The sequence below is a fragment of the Collinsella aerofaciens genome, assembly GCF_040910265.1.
GTDB lineage: Bacteria > Actinomycetota > Coriobacteriia > Coriobacteriales > Coriobacteriaceae > Collinsella > Collinsella aerofaciens_BK.
The window spans coordinates 22,654-40,660 of record NZ_JBDGAW010000006.1 but is presented as its reverse complement, the minus strand read 5'-3'; the positions used below and the strand labels follow the sequence as shown (position 1 = coordinate 40,660).

At 61.8% G+C, this 18,007-nt stretch carries 14 protein-coding genes and 3 tRNA genes; 10 read left to right on the top strand and 7 right to left on the bottom strand.

Features of this window, described 5'->3' with window-relative positions; genetic code table 11:
• Nucleotides 1-134: 134 nt before the first annotated feature.
• The 5 genes from sufC to sufU are packed head-to-tail and all read left to right on the top strand — an operon-like array spanning nucleotide 135 to nucleotide 5,380.
• Nucleotides 135-935, top strand: coding sequence for a Fe-S cluster assembly ATPase SufC (sufC, locus tag AB5Z14_RS04085; RefSeq protein ID WP_368130407.1), 801 nt, complete (start codon nucleotides 135-137; stop codon nucleotides 933-935).
• 12 nt (nucleotides 936-947) lie between these two features.
• Entirely contained in the window at nucleotides 948-2,360 is a 1,413-nt protein-coding gene (gene sufB, locus AB5Z14_RS04080; RefSeq protein WP_368130406.1) for a Fe-S cluster assembly protein SufB, read from the top strand.
• Entirely contained in the window at nucleotides 2,360-3,631 is a 1,272-nt protein-coding gene (locus tag AB5Z14_RS04075) for a SufB/SufD family protein (protein ID WP_368130405.1), read from the top strand. Before sufB ends, AB5Z14_RS04075 begins: the two co-directional genes overlap by 1 nt.
• A complete protein-coding gene (locus tag AB5Z14_RS04070) occupies nucleotides 3,628-4,953 on the top strand; it encodes an aminotransferase class V-fold PLP-dependent enzyme (protein ID WP_368130404.1) in 1,326 nt (441 codons plus the stop codon). The genes AB5Z14_RS04075 and AB5Z14_RS04070 overlap by 4 nt, the downstream gene beginning before the upstream one ends.
• Entirely contained in the window at nucleotides 4,946-5,380 is a 435-nt protein-coding gene (gene sufU, locus AB5Z14_RS04065; RefSeq protein WP_117583738.1) for a Fe-S cluster assembly sulfur transfer protein SufU, read from the top strand. The genes AB5Z14_RS04070 and sufU overlap by 8 nt, the downstream gene beginning before the upstream one ends.
• Nucleotides 5,381-5,445: 65 nt before the next feature.
• On the opposite strand, the gene AB5Z14_RS04060 is transcribed toward sufU, so the two are convergent.
• Nucleotides 5,446-6,246 carry a transposase gene (locus AB5Z14_RS04060; RefSeq protein ID WP_368130403.1) on the bottom strand — a complete coding sequence of 267 codons (801 nt, stop codon included), beginning with the start codon at nucleotides 6,244-6,246 and terminating at the stop codon, nucleotides 5,446-5,448.
• Nucleotides 6,247-6,648: 402 nt separating this feature from the next.
• Between AB5Z14_RS04060 and AB5Z14_RS04055 the strand changes: the two genes are divergently transcribed.
• The 3 genes from AB5Z14_RS04055 to AB5Z14_RS04045 all read left to right on the top strand — a co-directional run bounded on the left by AB5Z14_RS04055 (nucleotide 6,649) and on the right by AB5Z14_RS04045 (nucleotide 10,189).
• Nucleotides 6,649-7,383, top strand: coding sequence for an iron-sulfur cluster assembly scaffold protein (locus AB5Z14_RS04055; protein WP_022094816.1), 735 nt, complete (start codon nucleotides 6,649-6,651; stop codon nucleotides 7,381-7,383).
• Nucleotides 7,384-7,401: 18 nt separating this feature from the next.
• The gene (locus AB5Z14_RS04050) at nucleotides 7,402-8,406 is read left to right on the top strand and encodes a GGGtGRT protein (RefSeq protein WP_152076898.1); all 1,005 of its coding nucleotides are present in this window, start codon (nucleotides 7,402-7,404) and stop codon (nucleotides 8,404-8,406) included.
• Nucleotides 8,407-8,662: 256 nt separating this feature from the next.
• Complete coding sequence (locus AB5Z14_RS04045) at nucleotides 8,663-10,189, top strand: FAD-dependent oxidoreductase (protein WP_368130402.1); 1,527 nt, start codon at nucleotides 8,663-8,665, stop codon at nucleotides 10,187-10,189.
• Between the two features lie 394 nt (nucleotides 10,190-10,583).
• Here the strand turns inward: AB5Z14_RS04045 and AB5Z14_RS04040 are convergent.
• The 3 genes from AB5Z14_RS04040 to AB5Z14_RS04030 all read right to left on the bottom strand — a co-directional run bounded on the left by AB5Z14_RS04040 (nucleotide 10,584) and on the right by AB5Z14_RS04030 (nucleotide 10,877).
• A tRNA-Lys gene (locus tag AB5Z14_RS04040) sits at nucleotides 10,584-10,659 on the bottom strand.
• A 43-nt stretch (nucleotides 10,660-10,702) separates the two neighbouring features.
• A tRNA-Lys gene (locus AB5Z14_RS04035) sits at nucleotides 10,703-10,778 on the bottom strand.
• Nucleotides 10,779-10,800: 22 nt separating this feature from the next.
• Nucleotides 10,801-10,877: transfer RNA gene (locus AB5Z14_RS04030), tRNA-His, on the bottom strand.
• A gap of 166 nt (nucleotides 10,878-11,043) precedes the next feature.
• On the opposite strand from AB5Z14_RS04030, the gene AB5Z14_RS04025 reads away from it, so the two are divergent.
• Together AB5Z14_RS04025 and AB5Z14_RS04020 are read left to right on the top strand one after the other, a co-directional pair.
• Nucleotides 11,044-12,225 (top strand): pyridoxal phosphate-dependent aminotransferase, encoded by a 1,182-nt coding sequence (locus tag AB5Z14_RS04025; protein WP_368130401.1) that lies wholly within the window; start codon nucleotides 11,044-11,046, stop codon nucleotides 12,223-12,225.
• A 137-nt stretch (nucleotides 12,226-12,362) separates the two neighbouring features.
• On the top strand, nucleotides 12,363-13,253 hold the full coding sequence (locus AB5Z14_RS04020) for an ROK family protein (protein WP_368130400.1): 891 nt from the start codon (nucleotides 12,363-12,365) through the stop codon (nucleotides 13,251-13,253).
• Between the two features lie 114 nt (nucleotides 13,254-13,367).
• Here AB5Z14_RS04020 and AB5Z14_RS04015 read toward each other — a convergent pair whose 3' ends face one another.
• From AB5Z14_RS04015 to rho, 3 genes are all read right to left on the bottom strand, one after another.
• Complete coding sequence (locus tag AB5Z14_RS04015; protein WP_117735610.1) at nucleotides 13,368-13,817, bottom strand: VanZ family protein; 450 nt, start codon at nucleotides 13,815-13,817, stop codon at nucleotides 13,368-13,370.
• A 7-nt stretch (nucleotides 13,818-13,824) separates the two neighbouring features.
• Entirely contained in the window at nucleotides 13,825-15,225 is a 1,401-nt protein-coding gene (locus AB5Z14_RS04010; RefSeq protein ID WP_368130399.1) for a hypothetical protein, read from the bottom strand.
• A 313-nt stretch (nucleotides 15,226-15,538) separates the two neighbouring features.
• Nucleotides 15,539-17,956 (bottom strand): transcription termination factor Rho, encoded by a 2,418-nt coding sequence (rho, locus tag AB5Z14_RS04005; protein WP_368130397.1) that lies wholly within the window; start codon nucleotides 17,954-17,956, stop codon nucleotides 15,539-15,541.
• Between the last annotated feature and the right edge of the window lie 51 nt (nucleotides 17,957-18,007).

Below are 18,007 nucleotides of genomic sequence, written 5' to 3'. Positions count from 1 at the left end.
TCCCAGAATTTGAAAAGTCGAGTGGATTAGTCGGGTTTTCCCTTGACTAAAGCCGAACCCATAGTAACTTTATTCCGAGAAGATTCCTAGGGTTTCGCACACCCATGAGTACACCATATACAGAGAGGGACAGCATGAGCGCAAATCCGCTGCTTTCCATCGAAGGTCTGACCGCCTCCGTGGACGAGAAGACCATCCTCCACAACGTCAACCTCAACGTCGCCGCCGGCGAGACCCACGTGCTGATGGGACCCAACGGCGCCGGCAAGTCCACCCTTGGCCACCTGGTCATGGGCGACCCCGTCTACACGGTCAACGACGGCCGCATCGTCTTTGACGGCCAGGACATCACCGAGCTCACCACCGACAAGCGCTCGCGCGCCGGCCTGTTCCTGAGCTTCCAGGCCCCGGTCGAGATCCCGGGCGTGCCTCTGTCGAGCTTTTTGCGCGCCAGCATCGCCGGCTGCCCCGGCCTGGAGATGAAGGGCAAGGAGTTCCGCCGCCGCGTGAAGGAGCTTGCGGCCGAGCTCAACATGGATACCGCCTACCTCAACCGCGAGCTGGGCGTGGGCTTCTCGGGCGGCGAGAAGAAGAAGGTCGAGATGCTCCAGCTTCTGTTGCTGCAGCCCAAACTCGCCATCCTGGACGAAACCGACTCGGGCTTGGACGTCGACGCGCTTTCCACCGTCAGCCACGGCATGAACGCCTACCGCAAGAGCTGCGACGGCTCCATGCTCATCATCACGCATAACACGCGCATCCTTGAGCACCTGGATGTCGACCGCGTTCACGTTATGGTCAAGGGCCACATCGTGCGCGAGGACGACGCCTCGCTCATCCCCTGGATCGACAAGAACGGCTTTGGGACCTTCGAGCGCGAGGCAGCCGAGCAGCGCGCCCAGGCCGAGGCCGCCGCTGCCGAGCAGCAGGCGTAAAGGGGCGACGCAATGACCAAGAACCGCACCGAGGTCGCGGACATCGACCGCAGCCTCTACGATTTCACCTATGGCGAGGAGGGATTCGAACGCCTCGACGCCGGCATCACGCCCGACATCGTGCGCGAGATCAGCGCCAAAAAGGACGAGCCGCAGTGGATGCTCGACCTGCGCTTAAAGTCCCTCGAGATCTTCAACCGCTTCCCCAATCCGACATGGGGCCCCTCCATCGAGGGCCTGGACATGGACAACATCGTCACCTACGTCAAGCCCAACACCGACCAAAAGCACGACTGGGAGTCGGTGCCCGACGACATCAAGAACACCTTTGAGCGCCTGGGCATCCCCGAGGCCGAGCGCAGCTACCTGGCAGGCGTCGGTGCGCAGTACGACTCCGAACTCGTCTACCACAACATGCAGGACACCGCGTCCAAAATGGGCATCGTCTACTCCGGCATCGAGGAGGCCCTGCACGATCCGCAGTGGGAGCCGCTCATCCACGAGAAGTTTATGACGCTCATCCCGCCCACCGACCACAAGTTTGCGGCCCTGCATGGTGCCGTGTGGTCAGGCGGCTCGTTTGTCTACGTGCCCAAGGGCACCAAGCTCGACTTCCCGCTGCAGAGCTACTTCCGCCTTAACGCCAAGGGCGCCGGCCAGTTTGAGCACACGCTCATCATCGTCGAGGACGATGCCGACCTGCACTTTATCGAGGGTTGCTCCGCGCCCAAGTACAACGTGGCCAACCTCCACGCCGGCGCCGTCGAGCTCTTTGTGGGCAAACGCGCACACCTGCGCTACTCGACCATCGAGAACTGGTCCAAGAACATGTACAACCTCAACACCAAGCGTGCGCGCGTGGACGAGGACGGCGACATCGAGTGGATCAGCGGCTCCTTCGGCAGCCACGTGGGCTACCTCTACCCCATGAGCGTGCTCAACGGCCGCCGCGCCCGGTCGAGCTTTACCGGCATCACCTTTGCCGGCGCCGGTCAGAACCTCGATACCGGCTGCAAGGTCGTGCTCAACGCGCCCGAGGCCTCGGCAACCGTCGAGACCAAGGGCATCTCCAAGAGTGGCGGCATTCAGACCTTCCGCAGCTCTATTGTGGCGACACCCAAGGCCGAGGGCTCCAAGGCAACCGTGAGCTGCCAGTCGCTGATGCTCGACGACCAAAGCCGCTCCGACACTATTCCGGCCATGGACATCCGCGCCAAGAACGTCGACATCGGCCACGAGGCCACCATCGGCCGCATCGGCGACGATAAGGTGTTCTACCTGATGAGCCGCGGTATCTCGGAGGAAGAAGCCCGTACCATGATCGTCAACGGCTTTGCCAACCCGGTCTCCAAGGAGCTGCCGCTGGAGTACGCCGTCGAGATGAACAACCTGATCAAGCTCGAGATGGAAGGAGCGATCGGATAATGAATCAGACCACGAACACCGCTGCCACCACGCTCGAGCAGGTCAATGCGATGCCCGCTGCAACCTGGGGCTGGTTGAAAATGAACCAGACCAAGCTTGAACTTTCGGACGAGCTTACCGTCGCTCCTGCCGAGGCCGTCGAGGTCGAGGGGCTTGACGAGCAGTTCCGCGGCGCGGCTGACGCCTTCGATACCGCCATGGAGGCCATGGCCGAGCGCTTCCCCGAGCGCCGTGCTGCTGCCCCCGGTGATGCCGTCGATCGCGCCCGCATCAAGCCCGAGACCGAGCTCGACGTGCCCGCCACCTCCGTCTACCAGGCCGGTGCCATCAAGCTCGAGGAGGAACTCTCCCCCGCCGAGGCATTCGAGACCGGCATGGGCGAGGCTGCCTACGCCTACCTGGCCGAGCACGCCACCAAGCGCATCGTCATCGATGTGCCCGCATACAAGCACGCCACGGTTACCGTGCGCGTGAGCGGTGTCGACGCGACGGCTGCAATTGCCGCCGTCGACGTCGTCGCCCGCCCGCAGGCAACGCTCGACCTGCAGATCGCCCTAGACTCCCCCGTTATCGGCGAGGGTGTCGTGGGCTCCGTGCTTCGCGTGTGCGTCCACGAGTACGCCACCGTCAACGTGGCCTGCACGCAGACGCTCGACGATAGCTGGATCGCGCTCGACGACACCGGTCTGTTCCTGGACGAGGGCGCGCGCGTCAACGTGCAGCACACCGTCCTGGGTGCCGGCGCCAGCGCCACCGGCCTTGCCGGCGACCTGCTGGGCGATACCGCCAAGGTCACCATCGATACCGATTACCTGGGCGCCCGCGAGCAGGTGCGCGACTTTAACTACGAGCTACGCCACCGCGGTCGCAAGACCGAGTGCGAAATCGACGCCAACGGCGTACTGACCGGCACGTCCAAGAAGGTCTACCGCGGCACCATCGACCTCGTGCACGGCTGCAAGGGTGCAACCGGCACCGAGCGCGAGACGGTGCTTTTGGCCAACAAGGGCGTCGACAACAAGACCGTACCCGTCATTCTTTGCGACGAGGACGACGTCGCCGGCAACCACGGCGCCACCATCGGTCACGTCCGTGACGAGCAGCTGTTCTACCTCGCCTGCCGCGGCCTTGACCAAAACGCCGCCGAGGACCTGTTCATCCGCGCCAAGCTGGAGGACGCCGCGCTTTCCGCCACCGACGAGCGCACCCGCGCCGCCGTCGTCCGACTGGGCAACAACCTGATCGACAACTTTGAAGAGGAGCTCGCATGATCGACACCGAGCACGTTAAATGCGATACCTGTACTGCCCCCGAGCCCATGGAGCTCGACGCCAGCGACGAGGCTTCGCGCGGCTGGCCCACCGTGGATATCGAGACCAACCCCTACAAGGGCCAGTTCCCGCTGTTCCAGCAGCACCCCGAGATCGCCTTCCTCGATAGCGCCGCCACCGCGCAGCGCCCTGCATGTGTGCTCGACGCCGAGCGCGACTTCTATCAGCGCATGAACGCCAACCCCCTGCGCGGCCTGTACTCGCTGTCCGTCGAGGCCACCGAGGCCATCGCGAAGGTGCGCCAGCAGATCGCCGACGTCATCGGCGCCCCCAACGCCAACGAGATCGTCTTCACCCGCAACACGAGCGAGTCGCTCAACCTGGTCGCCAAGAGCTTTGCGCCCACGGTGCTCGAACCGGGCGACGAGGTCGTCATCACTATCATGGAGCACCACTCCAACCTGATTCCGTGGCAGCAGGTCTGCCGCGAGACCGGCGCCAAGCTCGTCTACCTCTACCCCACCAAGACCGGCCAGCTCACCACCGAGGAGGTTCTTGCCAAGGTGGGTCCCAAGACCAAGATCCTAGCCGTGGGACAGGTCTCCAACGTGCTGGGCGTCGAGAACCCGGTCAAGAACCTCGGCAAGCTCGTGCACAAGTACGGCGGCTATCTGGTCGTCGACGGCGCGCAGTCGCTGCCGCACATGCCCGTAAACGTGGCCGACCTGGGAGCCGACTTCTTCGCCTTTAGCGCACACAAGGCCATGGGCCCCATGGGCATCGGCGTGCTGTGGGGCAAGATGGACCTGCTCAACGCCATGCCGCCCATGCTTACCGGCGGCGAGATGATCGATTCGGTCACCGAGCAGGACGCCGTCTGGGCGCCCGTCCCCGAGAAGTTCGAGGCCGGCACGCAGGACGCCGCCGGCATCTTCGCCACGGGCGCCGCACTCGATTACCTGGTCAACACGGTGGGTTACGAGAACATCCAGGCACGCGAGCAGGCACTCGTCCATTATCTGATGGGCGAGCTCATGCAGCTCGACTTTGTCCAGATCATCGGCTCGATCTACTGGGACAACCACCACGGCGTCGTGAGCTTTAACGTCAAGGGCATCCACCCGCACGACGTCGCGAGCATCATGGACATGGACGGCGTCTGCATCCGCGCCGGTCACCACTGCGCGCAGCCGCTGCTCACCTGGCTGGGCGTCGAGAATCTTGCCTGCTGCCGCGCCAGCGTGGCCTTCTACAACGACAAGGCCGACATCGACAAGTTCATCGCCGGCCTGCATCACGTTTGGAGCACGTTCAATGGGTAATCTGTACACCTCCACCACATTTATGGAGCACAACTCGCACCCCGACTATAAGTACGAGATGGATGCTCCCACGCACGAGCACGACGGCATCAACCCCAGCTGCGGCGACGAGCTCACCTTGCAGCTACGTGTCGAGAACAACGTGATCGAGGAGGCCTCCTTTACCGGCCACGGCTGCGCCATCAGCCAGGCAAGCGCCGACATCATGGCCGACCTCATCACCGGTGAGACGGTCGAGGAAGCTCGCCGCCTGGCGGAGCTCTTCCTCGCCATGATCCGCGGCGAGCAGCTCTCCGAGGAAGACCTGGAAGACCTAGACGAAGCCGCCCAGCTCCAGGACATCTCGCACATGCCCGCCCGCGTCAAATGCGCCGAGCTCGCCTGGCGCACCCTCGACGGCATGCTCACGGGACAAAATAATCAGTAGTATTTGTCCCAAATCTTAAGAATTTTGTTGGCCGAATCGCTTGACAAGGGTGGTTCGGCCATTTTCTATTCCGAGCCCTCAGCCTGAGCCTTCACCCGCGCATAAGCGCGCACGATACGAGAGACGGTACTCTTGCTGATTCCCGTATACCGTTCGATCTCGCGCACCGTGTAGCCGCCATCGTGCAGGGCGAAAACGATTCCGTCTCGCCGCGAGGGTGCTACGGTCTTGAGTTCGTTGAGCGGCACACCCAGGCGCTTCGCCATCTTGTCGGCAAACGCACGCCGCTCCCATTCCGTCTCTTCCATGTCGTGAATCACCGGATCTGAACCATCGGGTGTCTTAAGTGAGTAGTCGATAAAGCCCTCTGCCGATCCAAAAAGTTCGAGCACCGTAGACGGATCCGAAAAATTCTTCTTCGCAACGCCGTCATACATCCGCAGATACTCGGCAAAGCTGCTCCAGGGATAACGCTCGATCAGGGCGATACCCGCCTCCTGCGGATTAGCGTGAACATAGCGAATGGCGGCCATTAGATAACGGTCGGTATCGAGCGAGCGCCGGTCAAAACGGCTCTGGAACAGATGGCCCGTGCGCCCCGTGCGTTTATTGAACCGCCGCGCGTACGTTAAAAGCAGCCGGTGCATCGCCGCGCTCATCGCGTCCTCGTAATCTGCAAGCACCAAATGCACGTGATTGCCCATAAGGCACCAGGCGATAACCGTCACGCCCGCCTCGCGGCAGTAATCGCGCATCAGCTCCAAAAACTCCCACCGGTCTTCATCGCCCTCAAAGATGAGCTGCTTGCCCGTACCGCGGGCACAGACATGGTAAAAGCCGGTAACCGTTCTCCAAACGCGCTGCATGGCGCTCCCTTCGCCGGGATCTGCTTACCATCCAATACAGCACGATTGAAGCGTGCCATCAAAACATTCACGCAAAACAATACTCTCGCGCGGCCAAAGGCAGTAAACAGGCGGCGAACGGCACCGTTGCAACAGGTCAGCCCCGCAACGCATACAAAAGCTGACCAAAAGCTTGCCCAAGACGAACCCCCTCTACGAAAGTTCGCGACCACAGAACATAGAGTTAAATCGTTTCAATTAAAACTTCCGGACTTCTCGCTACGAAAACTGAGCCGTTCGCCGAATATTCCGTGCATTTCGCGGTATTATAGGGGCTGCATGTCATGTCCCTTTCGAAGGGTCGCCCGGCAATCGCCAGCCACGACCCCCAGACGGGACGCCAACACGATAGAGAGGAGAGGCATGCAGTACTCACAGGAAGTGGAGAACATGTGCCCCGTTGCCAAGGGTGCATACCACGGCCCCGCACCCATCCCCGAGGAGGGCAAGTGGGTCCAGGCTAAGGAGATTTCCGACATCTCCGGTCTTACGCACGGTGTGGGTTGGTGCGCACCTCAGCAGGGCGCCTGCAAGCTCACGCTGAACGTCAAGGACGGCATCATCGAGGAGGCCCTCGTTGAGACCATCGGCTGCTCGGGCATGACCCACTCTGCCGCCATGGCTTCCGAGATCCTTCCCGGTAAGACCATCCTCGAGGCCCTCAACACCGACCTCGTCTGCGACGCCATCAACGTTGCTATGCGCGAGATCTTCCTGCAGATCGTTTACGGCCGCAGCCAGACCGCGTTCTCCGAGGGCGGCCTGCCCGTGGGCGCCTCCCTCGACGACCTCGGCAAGGGCCTTCGCTCTCAGGTCGGCACCATGTTCGGCACCAAGGCCAAGGGCGCTCGTTACCTCGAGCTCGCTCAGGGCTACGTCACCCGCATGGCTCTCAACGACAAGAACGAGATCATCGCGTTCGAGTTCCTGAACCTCGGCAAGTTTACCGACGCCGTCAAGGCCGGCAAGACCCCCGAGGAGGCCATCGCTGGCGCTATGGGCCACTATGGTCAGTGGGACAACGCTGCCAAGTACATCGACCCGCGCACCGACGAGGAGACTCACTCCGTCGCCAGCGTGTTCCCGGTTCACGAGTAGAAAGGGAGGGAAATAACCATGACTGTTACGTTCGAAGGTTACGAGCGCCGCGCTGACAAGATCAACAAGTGCCTCGCCGACAACGGCATCGCCTCCCTCGAGGAAGCTCTGCAGATCTGCACCGACAAGGGCTTCAACCCGCGTGAGATCGTCAACAACACCCAGTCCATCGCCTTCCAGAACGCCGAGTGGGCCTACACCCTCGGTTGCGCTCTCGCTGTCAAGCGTGGCGCCAAGACCGCTTCTGAGGCTGCCGCCATCATCGGCGAGGGCATCCAGGCCTTCACCGTTCCCGGCTCCGTCGCTGAGGACCGCAAGGTCGGTCTGGGCCACGGCAACCTGGGCGCTATGCTGCTCTCCGACGACACCGAGTGCTTCGCCTTCCTGGCTGGCCACGAGTCCTTCGCTGCCGCTGAGGGCGCTATCGGCCTGGCTCTGAACGCCAACAAGGCTCGCAAGAAGCCGCTGCGCGTTATCCTCAACGGTCTGGGCAAGGACGCTGCTCAGATTATCGCCCGCATCAACGGCTTCACCTACGTGAAGACCCAGTTCGACTACTTCACGAGCGAGCTCAAGGTCGTCGAGACCATCCCCTACTCCGATGGTCCCCGCGCCGCCGTCAACTGCTACGGTGCCGACGACGTCCGCGAGGGCGTTGCCATCATGTGGCACGAGAACGTCGACATTTCGATCACCGGTAACTCCACCAACCCCACGCGCTTCCAGCACCCCGTCGCTGGCACCTACAAGAAGGAGCGCCTCGAGGCTGGCAAGAAGTACTTCTCCGTCGCTTCTGGTGGCGGCACTGGCCGTACCCTGCACCCGGACAACATGGGCGCCGGCCCTGCCTCTTACGGCATGACCGACACCATGGGCCGTATGCACTCCGACGCCCAGTTCGCCGGTTCTTCCTCCGTGCCTGCGCACGTCGACATGATGGGTCTCATCGGCATGGGCAACAACCCCATGGTCGGTGCCACCGTCGCCTGCGCTGTCGCCGTCGAGGAGGCCCTCAAGGCCTAATCGCGCCTGCGCGATGCTCATATAGTTGAGTTTTAGAGCCGCTACCTTTCGAGGTAGCGGCTCTTTTTGTTTACGCTGTCGCAGGGTAGCTAATGCCGATATATCAGTTGGGGCGAAATACGAGATGTGATGAGATGGAATGTCAGAGCGTCCACGACACCCACCTGCCATATGTGCCCTTTACCGATTTGCCGAGTCTTTCCGGCCCCATTGCCGATCACCAGTGCGACAATGCGCCGGACGAGAAAGGAATCCGATGGAATCGACTGATGTACTGGTAATTGGATCTGGCATTGCGGGCCTTTGCGCCGCCATCGAAGCGGCACGCAAGGGTGCAACCGTCACTGTGGCATGCGCCGGAAAGACTATGAGTGGATCGAGCTTCTTCCCCGGAACCTGGGGGCTGGGGCTTATCGGACCCGTTAACGAAGACGACGAACAAGACTTCATCGACACCATTCAGACCGTTGGTGGCGGCGTCGCCGACCCCGAGCTTGTCCAGACGTTTGTCCACGGCATTCCCCAGGCAATTGAATGGCTTGAGCAAGACCTGGGCGTTGAGCTCCAGCGTCCGCAAAGCGCTGAGAGCGCTCAGCAAAAGCAATTTATCCCCTGCTTTGACCACAAGACGCGCATGTGGCGCGGCCTCACCCGCAAGCCCCTTGAGGACGCTCTGACGACCCGGATCGAGTCACTCGGCATTCGCCTGCTCCCCCGCCATGAGCTTATCGACCTTGTTGAGGACACGGACGGAAAGATTGTCGGCGCCACGCTCTACGACCGCGCAAACGAGCATCTCATGTCTCTGGCAGCTAAAGCCACTATCATCGCTGCGGGCGGTACGGGTGGCCTATTCGAGCGCAGCCTCACTTCCGCCGACGTGCTCAGCTCATCACAGGCCATCGCGCTGGCGCACGGTGCGTCCCTTACTAATATAGAGTTCATGCAGATGATGCCCGGCTTTATCGAGCCCAAACGAAACCTTGTCTTTAACGAGAAGACCTGGCGATACGTCAAGTTCGACCAACCGGTCGATATTGCCGACGAAAAGTTGGACGATCTGCTTGAGCAGCGCTCCGGATATGGCCCCTTCACTTCGCGCTTGGCTTCCCGCGCCATCGATCTTGCCATCGATCAAGCAGGCGCCGAAGGCCTGGCGCTCCACTACGACTTCCCCCGCGAGGACGTCCCTGAGTTTGTGCAGACCTTTGCCACCTGGCTACAAGATGAGCACGGCATCGCGCCGACCGACGAGATGCGCGTGGCGATGTATGCCCACGCCGCCAACGGCGGTATCAAAATCGACAAGACCGCGCACACGGGCGTTGAGGGCCTCTACGCCTGCGGTGAGGCAACAGGCGGCATGCACGGGGCCGACCGCATCGGCGGCTTGTCGAGTGCCAATGGGATCGTATTCGGACGCATCGCGGGCGCATCGGCAGCCCAGGCAGCACAGAATGCACCTGAGGCAGCCCTGAAGGCGGATATCGCCCTCCCCCAGTATGGCATTGCCACAACAGATGCCAAACGCCTGACTCACAGTCTCAAGCACACGATGAGCTCCTATTGCATGATCAACAGGACCGAGACGGGCCTATCAAAGGCACTACACGAGCTTGAGGGCTTGAAGACGGAGGCAACGACCTTGAGCACACAGAAAGTCCAGGACAGCGAAGTCGCAGCCCTCGCCCGCCTGCAATCGCAGATTCAACTAGCACAGGAAATGGTCAAAGCCATGCGCAAACGAACCGAAAGCCTCGGATCGCACTATCGAGCGGACTAATTCGATTCTCACTTAGAGTTTGATCACAATTTCTCAACATGCATCGAGCCCCGTAAGCATGATTCCCCCAAGGAGAACACGCTTACGGGGCTTTAGCCGTGTTTTCCCTAAGGGAATCACGGTGCAGATAGCTCAGCTCCGCGCCCTTTCGGGTCCGACCACATGCGAGGTCAACAAAAAAGACGGCCAACTTTCGCTGACCGTCTTAACATACTTTGGTAGGCCGTCAGGGGGTCAGCCTGCTGCGCAGGCGGCCGCTGCGGCGCTTCGCGCCTTGCGCGCTGCGCTGGCAAATGCTCGCGCATTTCCTCAGCACCGCGCCCTTACGGGTTCGACCCCATGTACTGTTAACAAAAAAAGACGGCCAACTTTCGTTGACCGTCTAAACATGCTTTGGTGGGCCGTCAGGGGGTCGAACCCTGGACCTTGGGATTAAGAGTCCCCTGCTCTACCAACTGAGCTAACGACCCAAAGCTAAAGTCCGTTGTGGCGGACTTTAGAGGAGATATCGTGTGGTGGGCCGTCAGGGGGTCGAACCCTGGACCTTGGGATTAAGAGTCCCCTGCTCTACCAACTGAGCTAACGACCCGATATCAACACGAAGCAAGAACTGGGGTGGGTAAAGGGACTCGAACCCTCGACCTACGGGACCACAACCCGTCGCTCTAGCCAACTGAGCTACACCCACCGTGTCCTGTGCGCTTCGCGCTCGACTATTATTGCAAGGAACGCCACGCGATGCAAGCCCCAATTTTCAAGAATTTTGAAAAGAGTTTTTCGAGACCATTTCGAGCATTTCCCACCGGTTTCATAGGAGTAAACTTGCCCCACTGCAAATGCTCGAAAGGACCGGCATGAAAGAACTCTCCAACCGCACGGCAACGTTTACCGATTCCGTCATCCGTCGCATGACGCGCATCTCCAACAAGTATGGCGCCGTCAACCTGTCACAGGGCTTCCCCGACTTTGATCCCCCGACGCAGCTGCTCAATAGCCTCAGCACCATCGCCACCGACCCCAAGCCGCTTTACCACCAGTACTCCATCACCTGGGGCTCCCAGGCCATGCGTGAGGCGCTTGCCGCCAAGCAGGAGCACTTTATGGGCATGCCGATCAACCCCAACGAAAATATCGTAGTCACATGCGGCTCCACCGAGGCCATGATGGCCGCCATGATGACGGTCACGAACCCCGGCGACAAAGTGGTCATTTTCTCGCCGTTCTACGAGAACTACGGCGCCGACACGATCCTTTCGGGTGCCGAGCCCATCTACGTGCCGCTCAACCCGCCCACGTTCGACTTCGATCGCGAGGTCCTCGAGGCGGCCTTCCGCGACAACGACCCCAAGGCCATCGTCCTGTGCAACCCTTCCAACCCCTGCGGCAAGGTCTTTACGCGCGAGGAGCTCACCTTTATCGCCGACCTCTGCAAAAAGTACGACGCGTACTGCATCACCGACGAAGTTTACGAGCACATCGTCTATGCGCCCCACGAGCATGTCTATATGGCCACGCTGCCCGGCATGTTTGAGCGCACCATCAGCTGCAGCTCGCTGTCCAAGACCTACTCCATCACCGGCTGGCGCCTGGGCTACACCATCGCTCCCGCCGAAATCACCGAGCGCATCAAAAAGGTCCACGACTTCCTCACCGTAGGCGCCGCCGCTCCCCTGCAAGAGGCCGTCGTCACCGCCCTCAACTTCGACGACAGCTATTACCAGGAGGTCCTCGACCTCTACACCGCCAAGCGCGACCTATTCTGTCAGGGACTCGACAGCATCGGCCTCACGCACAACGTGCCGCAGGGCGCCTACTACGTCATGATGGATATCTCTGAATTTGGCTATGACAGCGACCTCGACTTTTGCGAAGATTTGGCCTCCAAGGTGGGCGTGGGCGCCGTTCCGGGCTCGAGCTTCTTCCGTGAGCCCGTCAACCACCTCATCCGCTTCCACTTTGCCAAGCGTGACGAGACGCTCAACGCGGCGCTGGAGAACCTCAAGTCTCTGCGTGATAAAATCGAGCCGCGCGGGTAAGGACGGTCAGTAACTAAAGGCACTAAAGAAACCTCGTGAACCCGTTGGGCCACGAGGTTTCTTTTTATAGCGACCTCATTTATTTTTTAGAGCGCTATACTTTAGTCACGGAGCAACTCGTCCCAGAGAGGAATACTATGGCAGAGCAGCAGCTTATCGGAGCGCTCGAGGCCGGCGGCACCAAGATGGTCTGCGCCACGGGCTATGCAGACGGCACGGTTCTGGAACGCGAGCAGATTGCGACCACGACCCCGCAGGAGACCGTTGAGGCCGTCAACGCATGGTTTGCCGACAAGGGCATCGCCGCGCTGGGCATCGGCGCCTTTGGCCCCACCGCAGTCAACCCTGCCTCGCCCCAATACGGCAAGATCCTGGAGACGCCCAAAACGGCATGGCGCTACTTTGACCTGCTGGGCACCATCCAAAACGAGCTCAATATTCCCTGCGGCTACGACACCGACGTCAACGTCGCCTGCCTGGGCGAGGTCACCTTTGGTTGCGCCCAGGGCCTCACTGACGTGGTGTATCTGACCATCGGTACCGGCGTGGGCGCCGGCGTGCTCTCGGGCGGTAAGCTCGTGCACGGCATGATGCATCCCGAGGCCGGCCACATCCTGGTCACGCGCGACCCGCGCGACATCATTGGCGAGCACAGCGGCTGCCCCTTCCACGACAACTGCCTCGAGGGCCTCATCGCCGGTCCCGGCGTCAAAAAGCGCTGGGGTGGCAAGAGCGCCGGAGAGATGGCCGATGACCCGGAGGCCATGGACCTGCTCGCCGGCTATCTGGCGCAGGCGCTCATGACCTACATCCTATGCTACGCACCGCAGAAGATCGTCATCGGTGGCGGCGTGGCCGACCACACCCCCATCGTGCCGCTCGCGCGCAAGAAGTGCGCCGAGATGCTCAACGGCTACATCGTCACGCCCGAGATGGCCGACATCGATAGCTACATCGTCAACAACAGCCTCGAGGGCAAACAGGGCATTATGGGCTGCTTGGCCCTGGGCGCTCAGGCGCTTCAGTAGCAGACGCACCCACAGGGCGTGGCGCGCCCGGCAAATCCGACCTACGGAACGACGCCACCACGCCTCATATAAGCCCTCAAATAAAAAAGGTCGCCTAGGACCAAACAATACGTCCTAAGCGGCTTTTTTGGCGCACATCAGCGACCGTAAGAGATATCGGAGCACAACACCCGTTGCCGCTCCACAGCAGTCGATCATCACATCGGTGATCATGCCGGCACGTCCCGGCACAAAGAGCTGAATCGTCTCGTCGATCGAAGGAATCAGCAGCAGGAACACTGCCGTGGGCAGCAGCACGTCAAAGGTGCGCCGCCCCTCAAAATCGAAGGCGTGCGTTGCCAGGATGCCGAGCACCATATACTCGGTAAAATGCGCGCACTTGCGAACAACAAAGTTGGTCACCCATGCATATGGAAGTCCCACGCCGTGCAGGAAACCGCGGATAGCTTCCATGACCGTTAGGCTCAGCGAGCCCGACCCCGAGCCGGGAACCAGCGAATTGCCCCAGATCAAGAGCGCCATCAGGCAGGTCACGACCGCCCATTTTCGATTGATCTTAACCATGCAGAAGTTATGCCTCCGCGCGGAGCGGCGCGAAGCTGGCGGTACCGCCCTCGATAACGCTCAGATAGGCACGGCCCGTACGCTTGGCGGTAGAGGACTGCAGGCGCTCGATCTCTTCCTCGAGGATCTGATTGACGCGCTCGTGACGACGATTTTCCATAATGCCGGCGGCAATAGCCTCGGCCCGCTCGATGCCCTCGCGCGAGATACGGGCGGTATCCTCGGGGAACACAGCGCTGTGACGGCCGACATAGGCGGGGGCAGCAGGCTGAGGGGCAGTGACGGGAGCGGGGGCTGCAACAGGAGCAGGCTCGTCAATCTCATCCAGAATCGCAGTGGCGGCGGCCCACATGTCCTCGTGGCCCGAGTAATCGGCCATGGGGACATCAACCTCGAGCGAAGCGTCCGGAAGGTCGCCGGTGTCGATGCGATCTTGGGCATCAATCGATGCGGTGATGGCTGCAGGCTCATCGAGGTCATCGAGATCGATGTCCGCGACACCGGAGATGATAGGCATGCTGGCGAGGTTTGCGTTGTACGGCGCAGCCTCAGCCGCCTGCTGCTGGGCAGGAGCGCCCCAAAGCGAGCTTTCGGCGGCGCGGCGGGCGGCAACGGCCTCCTCGTCCGCGGTCATGGCTTCATCAACGTACGAATTATCGGCAGAAGCGTTCGCGTCCGCCGAGGTAGCGCTGCAGGCGTTATTGGCTGCCGCGTTGGCAACGAGTGCCACGAAAGCCGCCGTGCTGCCCGCAGGGGCGGCCTGGGAGCCCGACACGGCGCGTGCCGCGGCGGCGATGTCATCGCGATTGAAGGAGCCGGTCTGCCCGCCGTTGGTGAGCTCGTCGATGGCGACTTGATAGACGTCGCGCGAGCGCGCAGGGTCGCAGCTCACCGGCGAATCGTCGTCGAGCATACTGTCGATCATGGACCAAGCCTCGTCCTCGTCCATAGCATCTGCGGCTCGAGCAATGGTGGGAACACCATCATCGGCATGACGGCGCTGGAACGCACCAGTCAGGCCGGAAAGGAATGCCGAGGTAGACTGCTCCGACTGAGCCTGAGAAGCAGAAGCCGCAGCGTATGGAATCGCATCCTGCTGCTGAGCTGGAATCGAGGCGGTCTTGAACTCGCTTTGATGCTGATTGAGATTGGCGGCACCGCCCATGGCATCGGGCTGGAACAGACGCTCTTCACGCTGCGCACGATACTCGGAGATACCCAGCGAGGCGGCATAGATGCCCACGCCCGCCACCGCGCCCACGGCGAAGGGAACCGCACCCGCTACGACCGTCTCGTTCACCGACGAAAACGGCAGCGTCGCGGCATACATAACCACGGGAGCGGCAAGGCCGATCCCGCACGAAAGCCCGGCAAGGACTGCTCGTTGTGTTGCATCAGAAGAAGCCATGAGCTCTCCCCATCTTCCAGCACCCAAATCGCATCATTCAGTTGGCTGCGCGAGAGAAGATGAAGCGGGGCTATGCCCCAAAGCAACGGTATATGGTTCGTTTCATCTGCGTTTTCCGTCGCGAAGCTTAAAAGCTATTATGCGAAACCGCCCTGCCGATTGCAAGCGACGATGTCGGATTGAAACGGGAAACCTGCTGCTCGTCGGTCTTACGGTCAAAAATAAGCGCGGAGCGGCGCTATGGAAAAGGGCCGAGGCTCAAAGCCCCGACCCTTTATCGCATTGATGGCTATCGCTGCGCGTGGATGACAACCTAGAACGTCTGCTCGTAGTCGCTGTGTTTTTTGGCCGAACGCACCAGGAACTCCTGGTTGGTGTTGGTGCCCTTAAGACCCTTGATAAACGATGCGGCCGCGCGCTCGGTGTTGTTCATGCCGGCGAGGATACGACGCAGACCAAAGACAAACGGGCGCATCTGCTCGTCGACCAACAGGTCCTCGTTACGTGTACCGGAGGCAACGGGGTCGATAGCCGGGAAGATGCGGCGGTCGGCCAGGTCGCGGTCGAGCTTAAGCTCCATGTTGCCGGTGCCCTTGAACTCCTCAAAGATGACCTCGTCCATCTTGGAACCGGTGTCGATGAGGGCAGAAGCCAGGATGGTGAGCGAGCCACCGTTCTCGATATTACGGGCTGCGCCCAGGAAGCGCTTGGGAGGATACAGGGCCGCCGAATCGACGCCGCCCGAAAGGATGCGGCCCGAGGCGGGCGCCGCCAAGTTGTAGGCGCGGGCAAGACGCGTAATGGAGTCGAGCACCACCACAACATCGCCGCCCAGCTCCACAATGCGCTTGGCGCGCTCGATGACGAGCTCTGCCACGCGGGTGTGGTTGTCGGCAGGCATATCGAAGGTCGAGGCCACGACCTCGCCCTTGATGGAACGCTGCATATCGGTGACCTCTTCGGGGCGCTCGTCGACGAGCAGGCAGATGAGGTGCACCTCGGGGTTGTTAATCGAGATAGACTGGCAGATCTTCTTGAGGATCGTGGTCTTGCCGGCCTTGGGCGGGGACACGATCAGGCCGCGCTGACCCTTGCCGATCGGTGACACGATGTCGATGGCGCGACCGGTAATGGAGTCCTTGCCGTGCTCCATGCGCAGCGGCTCGTTGGGATAGACCGGGGTGAGGTCGCCGAACTTGGGACGGTTGCGAATCTGCTCGGGGTCCAGACCGTTGACGGTCGTGATTTTGGCGAGGCCGGCGCGCTTGTCGCCGCCGCGTGAAGGGCGCAGCGAGCCCTCGATGACGTCACCCGTGCGCAGGCGCGCGGAGCGGATGAGGTAGGCGGGCACGAAGGCGTCGTCGTTGGACTTCATGTAGCCATGGGCGTGGATGATGCCGGAGCCGTCCGGGCGAATCTGCAGAATGCCCTTGATATCGCGGAAGCCCTCGGCCTTCGCGGCGGTGGTGTAGATTTCCTCGACGAGCTCGGCTTTCTTCTTGCCGGTCGTCTCGATCTCGAACTCCTTGGCCTTTTCGCGCAGCTCGGCGACCTTCATGGCCGCGAGTTCCTCGCGCGAAAGTGTGGGCTCGGTGGGGGCGGCGTTACGCTCCTTGTTGCGCTGCTTGCGATCGCGCTGGCGGTTGCGACGGTCGTTGTTGCGCTCGTCCTTGCGCTCGTTGCGCTCCTCGTTGCGCTTGTGCTGGCGACGGTTGGGGCGAGCGTTGTCATCGGCCTCAGCGGGCGCGGCGCCATCGGTTGCGGCGGCGCCGGCATTGGCCGCAGCGGCGTCATTGGCCTCGGCGCCGGAATCAATCTGCGCTTCGGCATCAGCCTGCTGCTCGGACGCCTTGGCCTTAGCGGACTTCTTACGACCGCGCTTGGGCTTCTCGGATGCAGGCTGTTCGACGTCCTGGGGCTCGACGGCATCAGTCGATGCATCGGCGGTCGTCTCGGCGGAATCCTCGGACGCACCCTTCTTGGCAGCCTTAGCCTTGGACGTGCGCTTAGCAGCAGTGCGACGGCTGCGACCGGGACGGACGTCGGCGGGCTCGGCATCGGCGGGAGCGGCCTCGGAAGTCGTAGCATCCTGGACGGGTGCATCGGCAGCGGTTGCAGACTCGGCGGTCGCCGCAGCATCCCGAGCGGCTGCAGCTGCGGCTGCGGCCTTCTCTGCCTCGACGAAGGCCTTGGGCTTGCGACCGCGACGGTGCGGGCGCAAAGCCGGATCGACAACGGGAACTTCGCTGGCCTCGACAGGCGCAGCGGGCTCAGCAGGCGATGCGCCCTCCCCTGCCGCGGAACGAACCGAAGCCTCGGTGAGCTCGGGGGTTACCTGTTCAGCAACCTGCTCGGCCTTAGCAGCCGTGCGACGGCGTGTGCGCGGTGCCGGCTTCTCGGTCGGCTGGTCGGCGGCAGGGGTCTCGGTGGCGGCAGGCGTCTCGGTCACAGACGGAGCTGCAAGCTCGGTCAGAGCCGCGGCCTCGCGCTCGGCAGCACGACGGCGGGCGCGTACCACCTGAGCCTCGCTAATCTGCGCCAACGCACGTGCCTGCGCGACCTCATCGGAAATCGGCGCCGAGGAGTCGGCTGCAACGGTGCGCTTGGCGCGCGTCGTGCGCGTGGTACGACGCTTGGGCTTGGTGACCTCCTCGCCGTCTGCGGCAGGCTTGGCCGTGCGGCGCGTGCGCTTGAGCTTTGCCGGAACAGCCTCCTCACCAGTTGCAGGCACAGGCGTCGAAGCAGCCTTAGGCGTCTCAGGAGCCGAGGCTTGCGCGGGCGC